Source organism: Sinorhizobium meliloti, from assembly GCF_017876815.1.
GTDB classification, from domain to species: Bacteria; Pseudomonadota; Alphaproteobacteria; order Rhizobiales; family Rhizobiaceae; genus Sinorhizobium; species Sinorhizobium meliloti.
Window position 1 is genome coordinate 3,356,985 of sequence record NZ_JAGIOS010000001.1, and the last position, 15,851, is coordinate 3,372,835.

The 15,851-nt window shown below is 60.9% G+C and carries 18 protein-coding genes and 1 tRNA gene; 9 read left to right on the forward strand and 10 right to left on the reverse strand.

Annotated elements, in window-relative coordinates; genetic code table 11:
- Positions 1 to 88 precede the first annotated feature (88 nt).
- Positions 89 to 1,018 carry an AraC family transcriptional regulator gene (locus tag JOH52_RS16220; RefSeq protein ID WP_010969366.1) on the forward strand — a complete coding sequence of 310 codons (930 nt, stop codon included), beginning with the start codon at positions 89 to 91 and terminating at the stop codon, positions 1,016 to 1,018.
- Between the two features lie 90 nt (positions 1,019 to 1,108).
- Here the strand turns inward: JOH52_RS16220 and JOH52_RS16225 are convergent, their stop codons facing one another.
- Positions 1,109 to 1,774, reverse strand: a complete 666-nt coding sequence (locus JOH52_RS16225; protein WP_107010504.1) for a DsbA family oxidoreductase — start codon at positions 1,772 to 1,774, stop codon at positions 1,109 to 1,111.
- A gap of 82 nt (positions 1,775 to 1,856) precedes the next feature.
- Positions 1,857 to 3,671, reverse strand: coding sequence for an extracellular solute-binding protein (locus JOH52_RS16230; protein WP_010969364.1), 1,815 nt, complete (start codon positions 3,669 to 3,671; stop codon positions 1,857 to 1,859).
- A 319-nt stretch (positions 3,672 to 3,990) separates the two neighbouring features.
- Here JOH52_RS16230 and JOH52_RS16235 point away from each other — a divergent pair, with 319 nt between their 5' ends.
- The gene (locus tag JOH52_RS16235) at positions 3,991 to 4,620 is read left to right on the forward strand and encodes an invasion associated locus B family protein (protein ID WP_003528049.1); all 630 of its coding nucleotides are present in this window, start codon (positions 3,991 to 3,993) and stop codon (positions 4,618 to 4,620) included.
- Between the two features lie 156 nt (positions 4,621 to 4,776).
- On the opposite strand, the gene hspQ is transcribed toward JOH52_RS16235, so the two are convergent.
- From hspQ to JOH52_RS16250, 3 genes are all read right to left on the reverse strand, one after another.
- Entirely contained in the window at positions 4,777 to 5,106 is a 330-nt protein-coding gene (hspQ, locus tag JOH52_RS16240) for a heat shock protein HspQ (protein WP_003528052.1), read from the reverse strand.
- A gap of 181 nt (positions 5,107 to 5,287) precedes the next feature.
- A complete protein-coding gene (glnA, locus tag JOH52_RS16245; RefSeq protein ID WP_003528053.1) occupies positions 5,288 to 6,697 on the reverse strand; it encodes a type I glutamate--ammonia ligase in 1,410 nt (469 codons plus the stop codon).
- Between the two features lie 82 nt (positions 6,698 to 6,779).
- Positions 6,780 to 7,118, reverse strand: a complete 339-nt coding sequence (locus tag JOH52_RS16250) for a P-II family nitrogen regulator (protein ID WP_003528058.1) — start codon at positions 7,116 to 7,118, stop codon at positions 6,780 to 6,782.
- Positions 7,119 to 7,464: 346 nt separating this feature from the next.
- On the opposite strand from JOH52_RS16250, the gene JOH52_RS16255 reads away from it, so the two are divergent.
- Positions 7,465 to 8,949 (forward strand): bifunctional ADP-dependent NAD(P)H-hydrate dehydratase/NAD(P)H-hydrate epimerase, encoded by a 1,485-nt coding sequence (locus JOH52_RS16255; protein ID WP_010969363.1) that lies wholly within the window; start codon positions 7,465 to 7,467, stop codon positions 8,947 to 8,949.
- Between the two features lie 80 nt (positions 8,950 to 9,029).
- On the opposite strand, the gene gpt is transcribed toward JOH52_RS16255, so the two are convergent.
- Positions 9,030 to 9,527 (reverse strand): xanthine phosphoribosyltransferase, encoded by a 498-nt coding sequence (gpt, locus tag JOH52_RS16260; protein WP_010969362.1) that lies wholly within the window; start codon positions 9,525 to 9,527, stop codon positions 9,030 to 9,032.
- Between the two features lie 169 nt (positions 9,528 to 9,696).
- Entirely contained in the window at positions 9,697 to 10,458 is a 762-nt protein-coding gene (locus JOH52_RS16265) for a competence/damage-inducible protein A (protein ID WP_010969361.1), read from the reverse strand.
- 161 nt (positions 10,459 to 10,619) lie between these two features.
- Here JOH52_RS16265 and wrbA point away from each other — a divergent pair, with 161 nt between their 5' ends.
- The 3 genes from wrbA to JOH52_RS16280 all read left to right on the forward strand — a co-directional run bounded on the left by wrbA (position 10,620) and on the right by JOH52_RS16280 (position 12,123).
- Complete coding sequence (gene wrbA, locus JOH52_RS16270; RefSeq protein ID WP_003528068.1) at positions 10,620 to 11,219, forward strand: NAD(P)H:quinone oxidoreductase type IV; 600 nt, start codon at positions 10,620 to 10,622, stop codon at positions 11,217 to 11,219.
- Positions 11,220 to 11,573: 354 nt separating this feature from the next.
- A complete protein-coding gene (locus JOH52_RS16275) occupies positions 11,574 to 11,816 on the forward strand; it encodes a DUF2188 domain-containing protein (RefSeq protein ID WP_003528075.1) in 243 nt (80 codons plus the stop codon).
- A gap of 88 nt (positions 11,817 to 11,904) precedes the next feature.
- Positions 11,905 to 12,123, forward strand: a complete 219-nt coding sequence (locus JOH52_RS16280; RefSeq protein ID WP_003528078.1) for a hypothetical protein — start codon at positions 11,905 to 11,907, stop codon at positions 12,121 to 12,123.
- Positions 12,124 to 12,166: 43 nt separating this feature from the next.
- Here the strand turns inward: JOH52_RS16280 and JOH52_RS16285 are convergent, their stop codons facing one another.
- Positions 12,167 to 12,406: a hypothetical protein gene (locus JOH52_RS16285; protein ID WP_014529503.1), complete on the reverse strand. Its 240-nt coding sequence runs from the start codon at positions 12,404 to 12,406 to the stop codon at positions 12,167 to 12,169.
- Between the two features lie 208 nt (positions 12,407 to 12,614).
- Between JOH52_RS16285 and JOH52_RS16290 the strand changes: the two genes are divergently transcribed.
- From JOH52_RS16290 to JOH52_RS16300, 3 genes are all read left to right on the forward strand, one after another.
- On the forward strand, positions 12,615 to 12,866 hold the full coding sequence (locus JOH52_RS16290; RefSeq protein ID WP_010969360.1) for a hypothetical protein: 252 nt from the start codon (positions 12,615 to 12,617) through the stop codon (positions 12,864 to 12,866).
- Between the two features lie 205 nt (positions 12,867 to 13,071).
- Complete coding sequence (locus JOH52_RS16295; protein WP_010969359.1) at positions 13,072 to 13,461, forward strand: YciI family protein; 390 nt, start codon at positions 13,072 to 13,074, stop codon at positions 13,459 to 13,461.
- 67 nt (positions 13,462 to 13,528) lie between these two features.
- Positions 13,529 to 13,611 (forward strand) — tRNA-Leu (locus JOH52_RS16300).
- A gap of 22 nt (positions 13,612 to 13,633) precedes the next feature.
- Here the strand turns inward: JOH52_RS16300 and JOH52_RS16305 are convergent.
- Both JOH52_RS16305 and JOH52_RS16310 read right to left on the reverse strand, forming a co-directional pair.
- Positions 13,634 to 14,224, reverse strand: a complete 591-nt coding sequence (locus JOH52_RS16305; protein WP_003528236.1) for a hypothetical protein — start codon at positions 14,222 to 14,224, stop codon at positions 13,634 to 13,636.
- Between the two features lie 84 nt (positions 14,225 to 14,308).
- Positions 14,309 to 15,763 carry a TrkH family potassium uptake protein gene (locus JOH52_RS16310; RefSeq protein ID WP_010969358.1) on the reverse strand — a complete coding sequence of 485 codons (1,455 nt, stop codon included), beginning with the start codon at positions 15,761 to 15,763 and terminating at the stop codon, positions 14,309 to 14,311.
- Positions 15,764 to 15,851: the final 88 nt, after the last annotated feature.

The following is a 15,851-nucleotide window of genomic DNA, read 5'->3' on the forward strand; positions in this document are numbered from 1 at the left end:
CTCAACTTATTTCTTGCCTTTTCATGCCAAGTTTGCTGCTCGGATGTCACATTCTGCACCCTCCATCAGGGTTAGGGCCTTCCTGCCGATGGCGCCCTATCTCGCCAAGCACGATGTTTCGGCCATAGAGTTCTGTGCGCGCCTCGGCATCTCACCGAACGTGTTCCGGAACGCCGACGGCTGGCTTCCGCGCGCCCAATGCTTCCACATGGCCAACGAAGTGGCTGCCCTCCTGGGAGATCCATTCGCGGGTGCGCATGTCGGGCGCTTGACCGAACTGCATGATCTCGGCCCATGGGGCCAGTCGCTTCTGGCAGCGGAGAGCGTGGCTGAAGCATGCGTGCTCGCGGTAGCGAACGTGTCGTCGATCCATCAGGGATCGGATATACGCTTCGTGGTGGAGGGCGGAACCGCTCGCATCATCTTCCGTTTCGTCGATCGTTTCGAGTTCGATCCCCGGCAATTCATCCTGGGCAGCCTCGCTGTCCTGCGGAAGGTGCCGCTTCTGGCGGGTGAACCCGCTGCAATAAGGGTTCGGTTGACGGCTTCGAGGACGCATGGAAGCACGGCACTGGAGGAGTGTTTCGGTCCCAAGATAGAAACAGGGTGCGACTACGATGCGATCGAGTTCGATCGAGATTTGCTCGATCTTTCTCTGAAAACCCCTGGAAATCGGCCATCGAACGTCACAGAGTCACTGGCCTCGACGATAGAGGCGGCAAAGATGCTCAGCGAAAGGCTGTCCGATGGTCATAAGCTTGGACTACAGACCGTAGCGAAAAGCCTCGGCATGTCGGTTCGCACACTGCAGCGGCGGCTGAAGTTTTGCGGCGTCGATTTTGAAGAGTTACTCGACGACACGCGCCGCAACGAGGCAATCCGGCTGATCTGTGAAGGTGTTCATAGCATGACCGACATTGCCTTAAGGCTGGGCTACAGTGATTCCGCGCATTTCACCCGCGCTTTCAAACGCTGGACGGGAGTAGCGCCATCCCGCTTCCGGACCGACCGGATATGACCGGCGGTGGTTATCCCCGCGGAAAGAAGCTTTTCACCCGATGCAGTGAAACGCCGTCGTTCCAGGCGGCATTTGCTCTGCTGTCGGGCGTCAGTGAGCCGGATGCTCGGCCTTCATCTGCGCGATCTCGCGCAAAGCGCTGGTCAGCACTTCGACCGATTGCGCCCCCATGACCGCATACTGCTGCTCGATGATGAAGCAGGGAACGCCGGTCACGCCGATTTCCCGGGCCATGTCGATTTCCTGCCTTACGGCGTCCCTGTCGGCGTCTGAAGCAAGGAGAGCCGCGATCACCGGCCTTTCGAGGCCGGCCTGTTCGGCGATGTCGAGGAGTACGGCTTGGTCGCCGAGGTTGCGACCCTCCTCGAAGTTCGCCTTGAACAGCAGGCTCACCACCGCGTCCTGCGCCGCTTCGCCGCCGGTCGCGGCCCAGCGGATCAGCCGGTGCGCATCGAGCGTATTCGGGCTGACCTTGACGGCATCGAAATCGAAGGCGATGCCGTCTTCCACACCGAGGCCTTCGAGCGTCCGGTGCGCCTCGTCGACCGCGGCCTGTCCGCCGAGCTTGGCCGCCAGGTGCTCTTTATGGTCGATGCCTTCCGGCGGCAGATCGGGATTGAGCTGGTAGGGACGCCATTGGATAGCGACGTTGATCTCGCCGGCGACATTGGCGATCGCCTGGTCGAGGCGATTCTTGCCGAGATAGCACCAGGGGCATACGACGTCCGAGACGATATCGATATTGACGGTTTCCATGGTGCCGGCCTTTCGGTTTACCAAAACTGCGACATAGGCCGGCCGGAAACATCTTTCAATGCGTTAGCGAACGGATGCCAGCTTACTGAACGCGCTCGTCCCACCAACTCGGCAACTGATAACCGTAAAGCGGTACCGTCGTCGGCCGGCCGATATGCTTCCAGCGGGCAATCCATTGCGCGTCGAGATGGTAAAGCGGAACCAGATAGGAATTGTTGACGAGGAGCCGGTCGTGCGCGCGAACGGCGGCGGTGAAGTCCTCGGGGTTGCGCGCCTGCAGGATGTTGTTGATCAGCTTGTCGACGTCCTTGTCGGCGACGCCTGCGAAGTTGTCGCTGCCTTGCCTGTCCCGAGTTTGCGAACTCCAGCGGTTGATCTGCTCGAGACCGGGAGAGAGCGACGAGGGGAAGGACTTGATGATGACGTCGTAATCGAAGGACTGGCTGCGCAACTGATATTGTGAATCGTCGACGGTCCGAACCCGCGCTGCGATGCCGAGCGGCGCGAGAAAGCGCTGATAGGCAAGCGCAACCTTCTCCTGGCCGGCATTCTGGCTCATGATCTCGAAGGCCAGCGGCGTCCCCTTGGCGTCGACCATCTTGCCGTCCTTGATGGAGTAGCCCGCTTCGCGAAGAAGGGTCACCGCTTCCCGGAGCACATTGCGATCGCGGCCCGAGCCGTCCGTCACGGGGAGTCGATAGCTTCCGTCGAGGATCGCCGGATTGATGCGCTCCCTCACGTCGCCCATGAGGTCCAGTTCACGATTGTCGGCTGCCACGCCGAGGAAGGAAAGCGACGAATTCTGCCAATAACTCTGCGTACGCGTATAGGCGCCGTCGAAGAGATTCTTGTTGACCCATTCGAAGTCGAAAACGAGAGCGAGCCCCTGCCTGAGCTTGATGTTGTCGAACATCGGTCTGCGCGTATTGAAGACGAAGCCGAGCATGCCGGACGGTGTCTTCGGCTTGAACGTTTCCTTGATCACATTGCCGCTGCGAACGGCGGGAAAATCGTAGGCCCGGGCCCATTTCGTCGCGCTGCCTTCGGCGTAGATGTCCACCACACCCTTCTTGAAGGCTTCAAAAAGGGTGTTCTCCTGCAGGAAATATTCGACGGAGATCTCATCGTAATTGTCGAGGCCCACCTTCGAGGGCAGATCCTTGGCCCAATAGTCGGGGTTTCGGCGATAGACGATCCGCTCGCCAGGCCTGACTTCCGCGACCCGGTAGGGGCCGGAGCCGAGCGGCGGCTCCAGACTCGTCCGATCGAACGTCTCGACGTTGATCGCATGCTTCGGCAGCACGGGCGAAAGCCCCAGCAGAAGCGGAATCTCGCGATCGGCCTCCTCGGTGAAGGTGAAGCGCACGCTACGTTCCCCGACCTTCTCCATCTTCGCAACCTTCGAGAGGCGGTTGCTGAAAGGCGCACGCCCTTTGTCGCGCAACAATTCGAAGGTGAAGATCACGTCTTCGGCGGTCACCGGCCGGCCATCGGCCCAGCGCGCCTTGGGATTGAGGTTGAACTGGATGAAGGTGCGGTCATCGTCCCATTCGACGGTTTCGGCGAGCAGGCCGTACATCGTGAAGGGCTCGTCCTGTGAGCGCTGCATGAGGGATTCATAGACCAGGTTGCCAAAGCCAGGGTCCCACATGCCGCGCGCGGTCGTGCGCATGCTCTTCAAGATGAACGGATTGAGGCTGTCGAACGTACCGACGACCCCGTAGGCGATCTTCCCGCCCTTCTTCACCTGCGGATTGACGTAAGGGAAGTGCTTGAAATCGGCAGGCAAGGCGGGGTCGCCATGCATGGCGATCGCATGCACGGGCGCGGCCAGAGCACCAGTGGCAAAACTGCTGGCTGCCAGGAGCATCACCAGGCCGGAAACAACTGCGCGCAACTTCACCTCCCGTGGGGATTCAACAGGCCGATTCCGCGCAAGGTATCAATGCGGGAGCGCATTTCCAACCGGCGCCGGGTCGGGAAAAGAACAAAGCAGGCTCCTGCCACATCCCGCACCGGTTCGAAAGGGCCGCTCAAAGCAAATGATTGCACAAAATCGCAACAAACACTGGATAAACCGCACAAGCCAATGTAACAGGTGTTTCCGGAATCGGGGCCATTCAAATGCCTCATTTGGCCAACAGGACAACGGCGGCTGACGATACTCACTCTGCGGAACTCTGTTCCGTGACCGGATTTCAGGAGACGGAATCACAATGATCTTCAAGTCGAACTTCACCACACGCGCGGGATTGGCAGCGCTGGCGCTTTCTTTCGCAGCAGCCGGTGCGCCGAGCGTCGCATCCGCGCAGCAGGCGGGAGGCAAGCCGCCGCAGGGTTGGTTCAAGGTCTGCACCAAGCAGGAAGACAACGATGTCTGCATCGTCCAGAACCTGCTCACCGCCAATAACGGCCAGCTTGTGACGGCCGTCGGCCTCATTACCGTCTCCGGCAAGGTCAATCGCAAGGTCATGCAGGTTTCCGTACCGTCCGCGCGCATGATCCCGCCCGGCGTTCAAATGCAGATCGACGGTGGCAAGGGCGTCAAGCTCGATTACGCGATCTGCATGCCGGACAAGTGCGTTGCCGAAGCGCCGCTCTCCGACGCGCTTATTGCGCAGCTGAAGAAGGGCAACGAGGTCGTCTTCACCTCGGTCAATTTCCAGCGCGCTCCGAACCCAATCAAGATGTCGCTCGAAGGCTTCACCGGCGTATTCGACGGCGAACCGATCGAGCAGTCTCAGCTTGAAGAGCGTCAGCGCCTCCTGCAGGAAGAGATGCAGAAGAAGGCAGAAGATGCCCGCAAGAAGCTGGAAGAGGCGCAAAAGGCTGCCAAGCAGCAGTAATCATTAGCTTCTCTGAGTAAAGAAAGACGCCCGGGTCAACGATCCGGGCGTATTTTTGTACCTGCATCCGCCGACAATTGCGGCGACTCCACGTTTTCAGCCCGGCGCCTGAGCGGACGCGGCAGCTATCCGCACGCACCCTTTCCTCATCCCGCTCTAATGCTGATAAGTGGCCTTGGGCTTGTAGTGTCCGGCGTCGGCCTTTTCGAACAGAGCGTCCACCTGGGGATGGCGGATCGGCCTGTCGCTGTCATCGGAAACGAGGTTCTGTTCCGAAACATAGGCGACGTATTCGCTTTCGTCGTTCTCCGCAAACAGGTGATAGAAGGGCTGGTCCTTTTCGGGCCGGATCTCCTGCGGAATCGCATTCCACCATTCCTCGGTGTTCGCATATTCCGGGTCGACGTCGAAGACGACGCCGCGGAACGGGAACATCCGATGGCGAACCACCTGTCCGATCTCAAACTTGGCGTTTCTTTGTTTCATGACGCAACACATCCTTTCAGACAGTTATCTGGGTTGTCGCATATGGAACATCAAGAGGCGCGCGCCTCCGGGGGCGAGCCTTCCATCGGCGTCGAACTGAAAAGGCGGGTTTCGGATGAAGCCCGCCTTCCCTCGTTTCATCTTGCATGGACAGAACCTGTGAGGGCCGTCCGCTCCGCCATCAGACGGAATAGTACATGTCGAACTCGACCGGGTGCGGCGTCATTTCGAAGCGCATGACTTCCTGCATCTTCAGTTCGATGAAGGAGTCGATCTGGTCGTCGTCGAAAACGCCGCCAGCGGTCAGGAACTTGCGGTCCTTGTCGAGGCTTTCGAGCGCTTCGCGCAGGCTGCCGCAGACGGTCGGGATCTTCTTCAGTTCCTTCGGCGGCAGGTCGTAGAGGTCCTTGTCCATGGCCTTGCCGGGGTGGAGCTTGTTCTTGATGCCGTCGAGACCGGCCATCAGCATCGCGGCGAAGGCGAGGTAGGGGTTCGCCGTCGGATCGGGGAAGCGGACTTCGACGCGCTTCGCCTTCGGGTTGGTGCCGAAGGGGATGCGGCAGGAGGCCGAGCGGTTGCGGGCCGAATAGGCGAGCAGGACCGGTGCTTCATAACCCGGGACGAGGCGCTTGTAGGAGTTCGTCGACGGGTTGGTGAAGGCATTCAGCGCCTTGGCATGCTTGATGATGCCACCGATGAAGTAGAGGCAGGATTCGGAAAGCCCGGCATACTCGTCGCCGGCAAAGGTCGGCTTGCCGTCCTTCCAGATCGACAAATGCACGTGCATGCCCGAGCCGTTGTCGCCGAAGATCGGCTTCGGCATGAAGGTCGCGGTCTTGCCATAGGCATTGGCGACCTGGTGCACGACATACTTGTAGATCTGCATCTTGTCGGCATTGCGCACGAGGGCATCGAACTTGACGCCCAGCTCGTGCTGCGCCGCTGCCACTTCGTGGTGATGCTTTTCAACCGTCACGCCCATTTCGGACAGCACGGTCAGCATTTCGGAGCGCATGTCCTGGCTGCTGTCAACCGGCGGAACCGGGAAATAGCCGCCCTTGACACGGGGGCGGTGACCGAGGTTGCCGGTCTCGTAGTCCGTGTCGTCGTTGGAGGGCAGTTCGGAGCTGTCGAGCTTGAAACCGGTGTTGTACGGATCGGCCTTGTACTTGACGTCGTCGAAGACGAAGAATTCCGCTTCCGGACCTACGAAGACCGTGTCGCCGATGCCGGAGGCCTTGAGGTAGGCTTCTGCCTTCTTGGCCGTGCCGCGCGGGTCGCGGTTATAGGCTTCGCCCGAAACCGGATCGAGAATGTCGCAGAAGATGACCATCGTGGACTGGGCGAAGAACGGGTCCATATGCGCCGTTTCCGGATCGGGCATCAGCACCATGTCGGATTCGTTGATAGCCTTCCAGCCGCCGATCGAGGAACCGTCGAACATGACGCCGTCGGCGAACATGTCTTCGTCGACGCAGACGACATCCATCGTCACGTGCTGCAGCTTGCCCTTGGGGTCGGTAAAGCGCAGGTCTACGAACTTGACGTCGTTTTCCTTGATCTGCTTCAGAACTTCATTCGCAGTCGTCATTTGTTGCAATTCCCTGTGTGATGACGAGGATTGGAAAGACGGGGCCGGACGGCCCCCGGATAGGTGAGATCGCCAGACGCGATCAGATGGCGTCGAGGCCGGTTTCGCCGGTACGGATGCGGATCACTTCTTCCACATTAGATACGAAAATCTTGCCATCGCCGATGCGGCCGGTTTGCGCGGCATTGCGGATGGCTTCGATCACGGCCTCCGCATTTTCGTCCGCCAGCACCACTTCGACCTTCACCTTCGGCAGGAAGTCGACGACGTATTCTGCGCCGCGGTAGAGCTCCGTATGTCCCTTCTGCCGCCCGAAGCCCTTGGCTTCCGTGACGGTGATCCCCTGCAGGCCGACCTCCTGAAGGGCTTCCTTCACTTCGTCGAGCTTGAAAGGCTTAATGATCGCTTCGATCTTTTTCATGAGAAAATGTCTCTCCGCTTCTCCCTTTAAAGCAGGTTCTGCCCGCTTGGCCTCACACTATGCACGTAGCGTGCCACTTTTGTAGAGGAATGACGCGCAGATTGCGAAATTTCCAGTGGTAACGCGATAGGTGCCGATGGGGCAGTGGCTTCTGCAATGGCATTCTGCCTATTTTTTATGAGGTTTTGAGTGTTCGACGCCGGCGCGCGACGGAGGATCGCTGCGTTTCGTGCTCGAAGCATGTTATTTGAGCACTTATAGTGTGCAAATGCACATTTCTTAGTCACGTCGCTTTCCGTCAACGCTGCTCTTGTCTTGCGCTTTCGGTCGGGATTAGATCGCTTCCATGCTTCAGGCGCTTTCGAATGTCCTCGTGACCCCGGCGGAAATGACAGCGGTCGACAAGGATGCCGCGCGTTCGGGGATCGATAGCTTCTCGCTCATGCGTTCGGCGGGAACGGCCGTATCAGCCGCCGCCTTGCGGCTTTACCCGGAAGCATTGCGCTTTGTGGTGCTTTGCGGCCCGGGCAACAACGGCGGCGATGGCTATATCGCCGCTGCCGCGCTCGCCGATACCGGCGCAAGCGTCGCCGTCTTTGCGCTCGGCGACGCGGCGATGCTGAAGGGCGACGCCGCGCGGGCGCGCGATGCCTTTGCGCTTGTACCGCGACCCCTCGACGCCTACGGGCCGCAATCGGGTGATGTCGTCATCGACGCACTTTTCGGGGCAGGGCTTGCGCGCGATGTGCCGGACGAGGCGAGAACAGTCATCGAGCAAGTGAATGCGAGCGGAGTACCGGTCCTCGCCGTGGACCTGCCATCCGGCATAGACGGGCGGACGGGCGAAATCCGGGGCTTGAGTTTCGTTGCGGCCCACACGGTGACGTTCATGGCGGCCAAACCCGGCCATCTGCTGATGCCGGGTCGCGCCCGCTGCGGCACGCTTGAAATTTTCGATATCGGCATTCCGGCAAGGCTCGTTGCGGATAGAGCCGGCGATCTTCACGTCAACACACCCGCGATGTGGGAGCAACACCTCGGCGCGCTCGATCCCGCGACCCACAAATACAAACGCGGCCATCTCGCCGTGCTTTGCGGCGGACCGGTTTCGACCGGGGCCGCGCGGCTGTCGGCGGCGGCCGGCCTGCGCGCCGGCGCGGGGCTGGTGACGCTTGCCTCTCCGGCGGAAGCGCTCGCCGTCAATGCGGCGCACCTCACCGCCGTCATGCTCAAGGAAATCAACAACGCTGCCGGCCTTGCCGCCTGGCTCAAGGACAGACGCCTGAATGCCTTCGTTCTCGGACCCGGCTTCGGCGTCGGCAAAAAGGCGCGGGATTTCGTGCTCATGCTCTGCGGCCGCGCACTGGTGCTCGATGCCGACGGGATAAGTTCGTTCCGAGAGGGCAGGGAGCAACTCTTCGACAGGATCGCGGCAGAGGGCGGTGAGGTGGTGATGACGCCGCACGAAGGGGAGTTCGCCCGGCTCTTTCCGGATATCGCCGAGGATGCGGCGCTGTCCAAGATCGAAAAGGCTCAGGCCGCAGCAAGGCTCAGCCATGCCGTGATCGTCTATAAGGGGCCGGATACGGTCGTTGCCGCGCCGTCCGGCCGGGCCGCCGTCAATGTCAACGCGCCGCCCTGGCTCGCGACGGCAGGTTCGGGCGACGTACTTGCGGGGATCATCGGCGCCCACCTGGCACAGGGGATGCCTGCTTTCCAGGCGGCAGCGTCCGCGGTCTGGCGCCACGGCGAGGCCGGTGTCGTGGCCGGCCGCACGGCAACGGCCGAGAGCCTTGTCGAGAGCATAGCGCCGCTTCGAGGGAATGCTTAGAACGCCGAGCGTCCTGTCAGGAGAGCACTTCCAGCAAAGTGTTGGGGTGTTTCACTTTGTCGATGAAACAGTGAAACACGCTAGCCGCGCGTGCCCTTGGCAATCGGTTCCTGGTAGGTGAAACCGAGGTCCCAGGGGAAGTAGATCCAGGTATCCTGGCTGACTTCGGTCACGAAAGTGTCGACGAGGGGGCGACCCTTCGGCTTTGCGTAAACCGCAGCGAAATGCGCCCTCGGCAGCATCGCGCGAACCTCGGCGGCAGTCTTGCCGGTGTCGGTCAGATCGTCGACGATGAGAACGCCTTCGCCCCCATCCTTTGCGATCTCAGGCGAGATGCTCTTGAGCACCTTCATCTGGCCCTGCGTGTCGTAGTCGTGATAGGAGGCGATGCAGACCGTTTCGATCATCCGGATGTTGAGTTCCCGGCTGACGATAGCGGCCGGAACAAGGCCGCCGCGCGTGATGCAGACCATCGCGCGCCATTCCTGCCCGTTGTCGGCCAGCCGCCAGGCCAGGGCACGGGCGTCACGGTGGAATTGATCCCAGGATACAGGAAAGGCTTTCTCGGGAAGAGACATGACGGACTCCGGCTTCTTTGCGCTGTCGGCGATAAGCGTTGCTGCAGTTCGACGGCCACGCCGCCGACACTAGTTCATGCCTGATGCAATAGCGGCAATGAAGCCGAAAGTGCAAGAGCCAGTCCAGCCGCGAGCACCGCGATCTGCAATGATTTCGCCGACGCGGAGTTCAGGGCTGGTGTTTCTCGCGTGATCGGCCGATCGCCTCGATCATCGCGATCACCTCGGTTTCGGCGGCGCCAAGCACCGTGGCATCGCGGGCCCGGATCACGATATCCGTCGAGAAGCTCTTGCCGTCGAATCTCGGATAGGAGCCGATGCTCGTTTCGGGATGGTTCTTCTGCACCTCGGTCAGCGGCGCTCCGATGTCGCCCTCGCCATAGGGCGAGCGAACCGTACGGGAAAGGACGGGCGTGCCGGTCTCAAGGCTCGGCAGCAGCGCGTCGAGCATCGCCTGGAACACCTGGGGCACGCCGGCCATGACATAGACGTTCTCGATGGCGAAGCCGGGTGCGGTCGATACCGGATTGGGAATGTGGGTCGCGCCTTCAGGCATGCGGGCCATCCGCTTGCGCGCCTCGGTGAACTCCATGCCGCGGCGCTCGTACATCGCGGCAAGCAGCTCCATTGCCTTCGGCTCGTGAATGCACTCGACCCCGAAGGCCTTCGAAATCGCATCGGCAGTGATGTCGTCATGGGTCGGACCGATGCCGCCGGAAGTAAACACGTGGCGGTAGCGGCTGCGCAGGGCATTGAGCGCCTCCACGATCGCGTCCTGGTCGTCGGCGACGATGCGCACCTCGCGCAGATCGATGCCGACCATCGTGAGCATATCGGCGAGGTGGCCGATGTTCTTGTCCTTGGTCCGGCCGGAGAGAAGCTCGTCGCCGATGGCGAGCATGGCGGCGGTGACGATCGTGGGGCTGGTCATTGGCGCTCCAGGCGTATTCGGATCGCGAACGCGATCTCGTCAGTGTTGAAAAAAGCTGAACAGTCTGTCGACCATCCCTGCACTGGCAGTGGTATGCGTTTTGATAAATCCTGCCGGCCGCGGCGATCAAGCGGAATTGCCGGACAACAAGGAGTATCGTTTTGGCTAGAGTACTGGTTCTTTACTATTCGGCCTATGGGCATATCGAGACGATGGCCCATGCGGTCGCGGAAGGTGCAAGATCGGCCGGTGCCGAAGTAGCCGTCAAGCGCGTTCCGGAACTCGTGCCGGAGGACGTGGCGAAAGCTTCGCATTTCAAGCTCGACCAGCCGGCACCGGTCGCGACCGTCGAGGAGCTGGCGGATTACGATGCAATCATCTTCGGCGCGGGCACCCGCTACGGGACCGTCGCTTCGCAATTGCGTAACTTTATCGACCAGACCGGCGGCCTCTGGGCAAAAGGGAAGCTCGTCGGCAAGGTGGGCTCCGCCTTCACCTCGTCGGCGACCCAGCACGGCGGCCAGGAATCAACGATTCTCGGCCTCATTCCCACGATGATGCATCACGGCATGGTGGTCGTCGGACTTCCCTATGCCTTCCAGGGTCAGATGGGCGTTGAGGAAGTCAAGGGCGGATCGCCCTATGGCGCCTCGACGATCACCGGCGGCGACGGTTCGCGCCAGCCCTCCGCGGTCGAACTCGAAGCCGCCCGCTTTCAGGGTGCGCATGTCGCGCGGATTGCCGCAAAGCTCGCGGACTGACGACCTTCAACCTTCGTGCGCGGCTCCCGATCGAGCCGCGCCCTTTTTTGCGGGCGATTCGGATCACAGTCCGCCCCTCGGCCGGGTCGCGGAATATCGGCCCGCAAGCCTTCGCAAATGTGGCCCAATGGGGCAATTTTGTGTTAACATCGCCGCATTCGGCATCAGAAATGCCCGACGGCGACGTGCTTTTTTTAGCAGGCAAGGTCGCTACAGCACTTTGAATGGCTGCGTGTTTTTCTCAGACCGGCTCCGATTCAGGGAAGCATGCGGCAGCAAGGAGGAACTAAAGGGCCCGCGCGGCGCGGCCCGTCGAGGGCAGGGACTGTCCTTGAACATCCATGGGAGTGAAGGATGGTGCAGATCACTTATTTCATCGTTCCACACGATGGAGGCTGGGCCTACAAGGCAGCCGATGCATATTCAGAGCCCTTTCCCAGTCGCGAGATGGCGCTGGCGGCCGCCAAAGCTGCAGCAGCCGAACAGCAGGTCGGCGGCGACGACGAGGAGATCAGCTTCCAGGATGAGAAGGGAAACTGGCATTTCGAACATGCCGACGGCGGAGATCGACCGGAAGCAACCGTAGAGGATGGCTGACGATGCTGCGTTGGAGGGCAATTGACGCGAAGCCGTTGTCCTTGGTTATGCGACCCGCGCAGGCGGCGACCGAAAATGGAGAATTTCCATGCATTACAATGTTCAGATCTTTACCTGGACTGCACGCCTGGGCGTTCACCAGGTCGGATCAGTCATCGAAATAGACGCGCCGAATCCCAAGGCGGCGGCGATTTCGCTGTTGGGATTGCGGCTTGACGAGACCGGCGAGTCGTCAAAGCTGGCCGTCAGGGTGTGGAGAGGAGAGGACGCCACGCGAGCCGACTGCGACTGTTTCTACTATCATTGAGCCGGTCATTGCCGGCGCCCTCGCCGCACAGCCGGGCCTCTGTTCAGGCCAGTTTCTTTTGTGCGTTGGCCTGACTGACGAAGGCTTGTCCCGCTCGCAGAAGAAGTCCCTCATCTCTCGTGCCGGACTGATATTCCCGGATCAGCATCCTCCCGAACCGCCGAGCCTGCGCGCTCTCGCGCGGCCATCGATGTTCGCGGCACAGCTTGTCGAACACGCGCTGCAGCGTGTCGAGGTCTTCGGAAAGCAAGGCTATGCCGCCGAACGCTTGCAGTGAACGCACGCCCCACCCTCCGTAATCATCATCAAGGATGCCCTTGAGCCCTGCATTATCTTGCCATTGACATGCCGCGATTGAACCCCTGGCGAATCAGGGGTTGCAAAATTTCTTGGGCAGATGCCATTCCCCGATCCTCGAACGGGCCGGCAGGGCCATGAGGAACCTTCAGAAATGTCCGGGGTTGATCTGGCGAGACCGAAAGGAGCGAGCCATGAGCAATCCCAAATATGACGATCTGACGGACCAGCCGATGCCGTCTCCCACATGGAAACCGGAACCGAAAGAAATGGACATGGAGCCACAGCCGCTCCCGGATCAGGCGGCGGAATCCGGCACCGACGAGCCGCCGGCCAGAAGTGGCCAAACCACAAAGAAAGAGAAACCGGCCGAAGGCGCAGGATCGGACAATCCGACCCATCACACCGGCCGCGTTCCTCCAAAGGTGACCGATGGCGAGCTTTGAGCACGTCGAGCGGCTGACCCAACTTCAGGCGCGCGATTGGTGCGCGCCCCGTTAGAAGCCGGGCTTGCCCGCGCGCTGCAGAAACGATCTAATCGCTTCGATTCATGAGGTGCGGTTCCTCGGGATCGTTTCGCATCCGCGTGACTGTTTCATGCATGTCGTTGTGCCTGACCCGGGCACCGTATGGGGTTTTGGAGAGGGATCCATGTTCTACGCGATATTGGCCTATCACGAGGAAGAGGTGGTCGAATCCTGGACCAGGGAGGCAGATGCCAAGCTGATGGACGATCTGCTGCAGGTCAATGATCGCCTCGTCCGGGAAAAGCGATTGGGACCGGCCGCACGGCTTGGCTCGACCAGGGATGCCGTGACGTTGCGGGGCGATGGTGCCGGCATGATCATCGACGGTCCCTTTGCCGAGACCAAGGAGCAGTTGCTCGGCCTCTACGTGGTCGACTGCCCGAACCTTGAAGCCGCCGTCGAGACGGCGCGCGAATTGCGCCGGGTCAACCCGACCGCCGTATACGAGATCCGACCGATTTCGCTCTACCTGCCCGGTGCGGCGCTTTCGGCGCCCGACGAGGGTCCGGCTTGACGTGAGGCAGGGCGGCGGCAAAACATCCCCTTGACTGAATCGCCTATGTGCCTGATTTAAGCTGCGGGCGGACGTGGCGAAACTGGTAGACGCAAGGGACTTAAAATCCCTCGGGAAACCGTACGGGTTCGATTCCCGTCGTCCGCACCAAAGCTGCAAGATCGGCAATCCCTCAAGGGCCGGAGATCTCGAATGGTTGATCGACGCTTGCGCTCCTGCCGCTGTTGGTGTCGTTGAAGCGGTAGCGCAGCACATAATTCCCTGATGGTGCCCCGGCGACGTCGATCCTCAGCGTCGCATAGATTTCCTGGTTGCGCTGATAGCCCTTGAAGGTGAAATCGCCGAACGCCTTCTGGCTGGCGAGGACCTCTCCCTTCGGATTCAGGATGTCGAAGTCGACCGTGAAGCGTGTCTCGAGCTTACCCTCGTCGCTTGCCTCCTTCCAGGTAAGTCCCACGGGCTCGACATAGGATATGAGCGTTTCGCCGGCTTCGAATACCGGATCGGGCCGGGGCTCGTACATTGCAAAGCCGGCCGGTGCTGCTGTGACGAAGACCGCCTTGCCGATGGCGAAGGGAAGGGTCTGCGAAAAGTCGCTCATGGCCTTGCGCAAGGTTTCCTGGGCGCCGGCGGCATCGCCGGAGCTCGCCTGCTGTTCGGCCTTCGCCGCAGCGTCGGCAAGCGGACCCGCCTCTGCCTGCGTGTCGGCGAGGATGACGGTGGCGTTCGTGAGTGCCGCCAGCAGGAGCAGGTATCTCGGCATCGCGCTTTCCAAATGCCCGATCGCTCTGAGCTTTCGGCATTTGGCACACCAAGTCAAGGCAAGGCTGCAGCCGAGCGGCGGCTGTTACTGCTTCCAGAAGATCGGAGTGAGCACGACGAGGACGGTCAGGACCTCCAGACGCCCGAGCAGCATCATCAGCGACAGCAGATAGAGCTCGGGATCCTGGAGTGTCGAGAAATTGCCCGCAGGGCCGATAAGGCTGCCGAGGCCGGGGCCGACATTGGAGAGACACGTGATGACGGCCGACACGGCCGTGACGAGATCATAGCCGAGGGCACCCATGACCAGACTGCCGAAGACCCAGAGCAGGATATAGGTGATGAAGAACAGCAGAATGGCGCGCTGCACGTCCGCGTCGACCGTATTCTTCCCGTACCGGACCGCGTAGATCGCATTCGGGTAGACGAGCTTGTTCAGGGCAGACCGGATGGCGTTGAAGAGCACGACGAACCGATAGGCCTTCATGCCGCCCGCTGTCGAGCCTGAACAACCGCCGATGAACGTGCATATGAACGCGACCATGACCACGAACGGTCCCCAAAGGCTGTAATCTTCGCTCGCATAGCCCGTGGTCGACAATATCGACGTGATGTTGAAGAAGGCATAGGTAAGCGCGAGGTGGAACTCGACGCCGTTGGCGAGCCGGTGATAGGCCGCGACCGCAACCGAGAATGCGGTGAGATAGCCCAGAAATACGATGATCTGAGGATCGCGAAGGGCGTCCAGGCGCCCGCGCACGACGAGCACGATCAGGATGGAGAAGGGCAGGCTGCAGACCGTCATGAAGAACGTGCTGGCCCAGAGCAGGGGAATGCTGGAAAAGTAGCCGAATGACGCGTCGTGCGTAGAAAAGCCGCCCGTCGCGACGGTCGTCATCGCGTGGTTGATCGCGTCGAACCTGTTCATCCCGAGCATGGCATAGCTGATCGCGCACAGCAGAGTGATCGACACGTACACGACGAGGAAGGCGCGGCCGAAGCTCGCGAGCCGGGCAAAGGGTTTGTCGCTGGTGTCGGAGGATTCCATCTTGAAGAAGGACATTCCGCCGACACGCAGATAGGGGATGATGAACAGGCCGAGAACGACGATGCCGATGCCGCCGAACCAGCTCAGGAGCGACCGCCAGAGCAAGAGGCCGGGCGGCGCGTCATCGAGCCCGACGATTACGGTCGAGCCGGTCGTCGTTACCGCCGAGACGGACTCGAACAGGGCCTGGGCAAAATCCAGCTTTACCGAGGACAGCCAGAGTGGAATGGCGCCGACGATCGAAAACACGATCCACAGGACATTCACAACCAGGAAGCCGAATTTCTTCGAGAAGGGCGGGGGGCCTGCGCGGGTCGCCATGAACGTCGTCGACGAGATTGCGCCCGACATGAAGGCGGTCACGGCGAAGACCTGCCAGTCCGGGTGACCATAATAGAGATCGACCAGGGCCGGAATCAGCATCGCGCCGGAGAGATAGAGCCCCAGGATCGCCGCGAGATGGACAGCATGCCGGATCAGATTCGCGTTCAAGCTCTTGATTTCCTGCAAGCGGTTTGTCGGTGGGCCGGCGATCGAAGCGGCCGCGATAGTGCCGTGCGTGACCGATTCGTGTCAAATC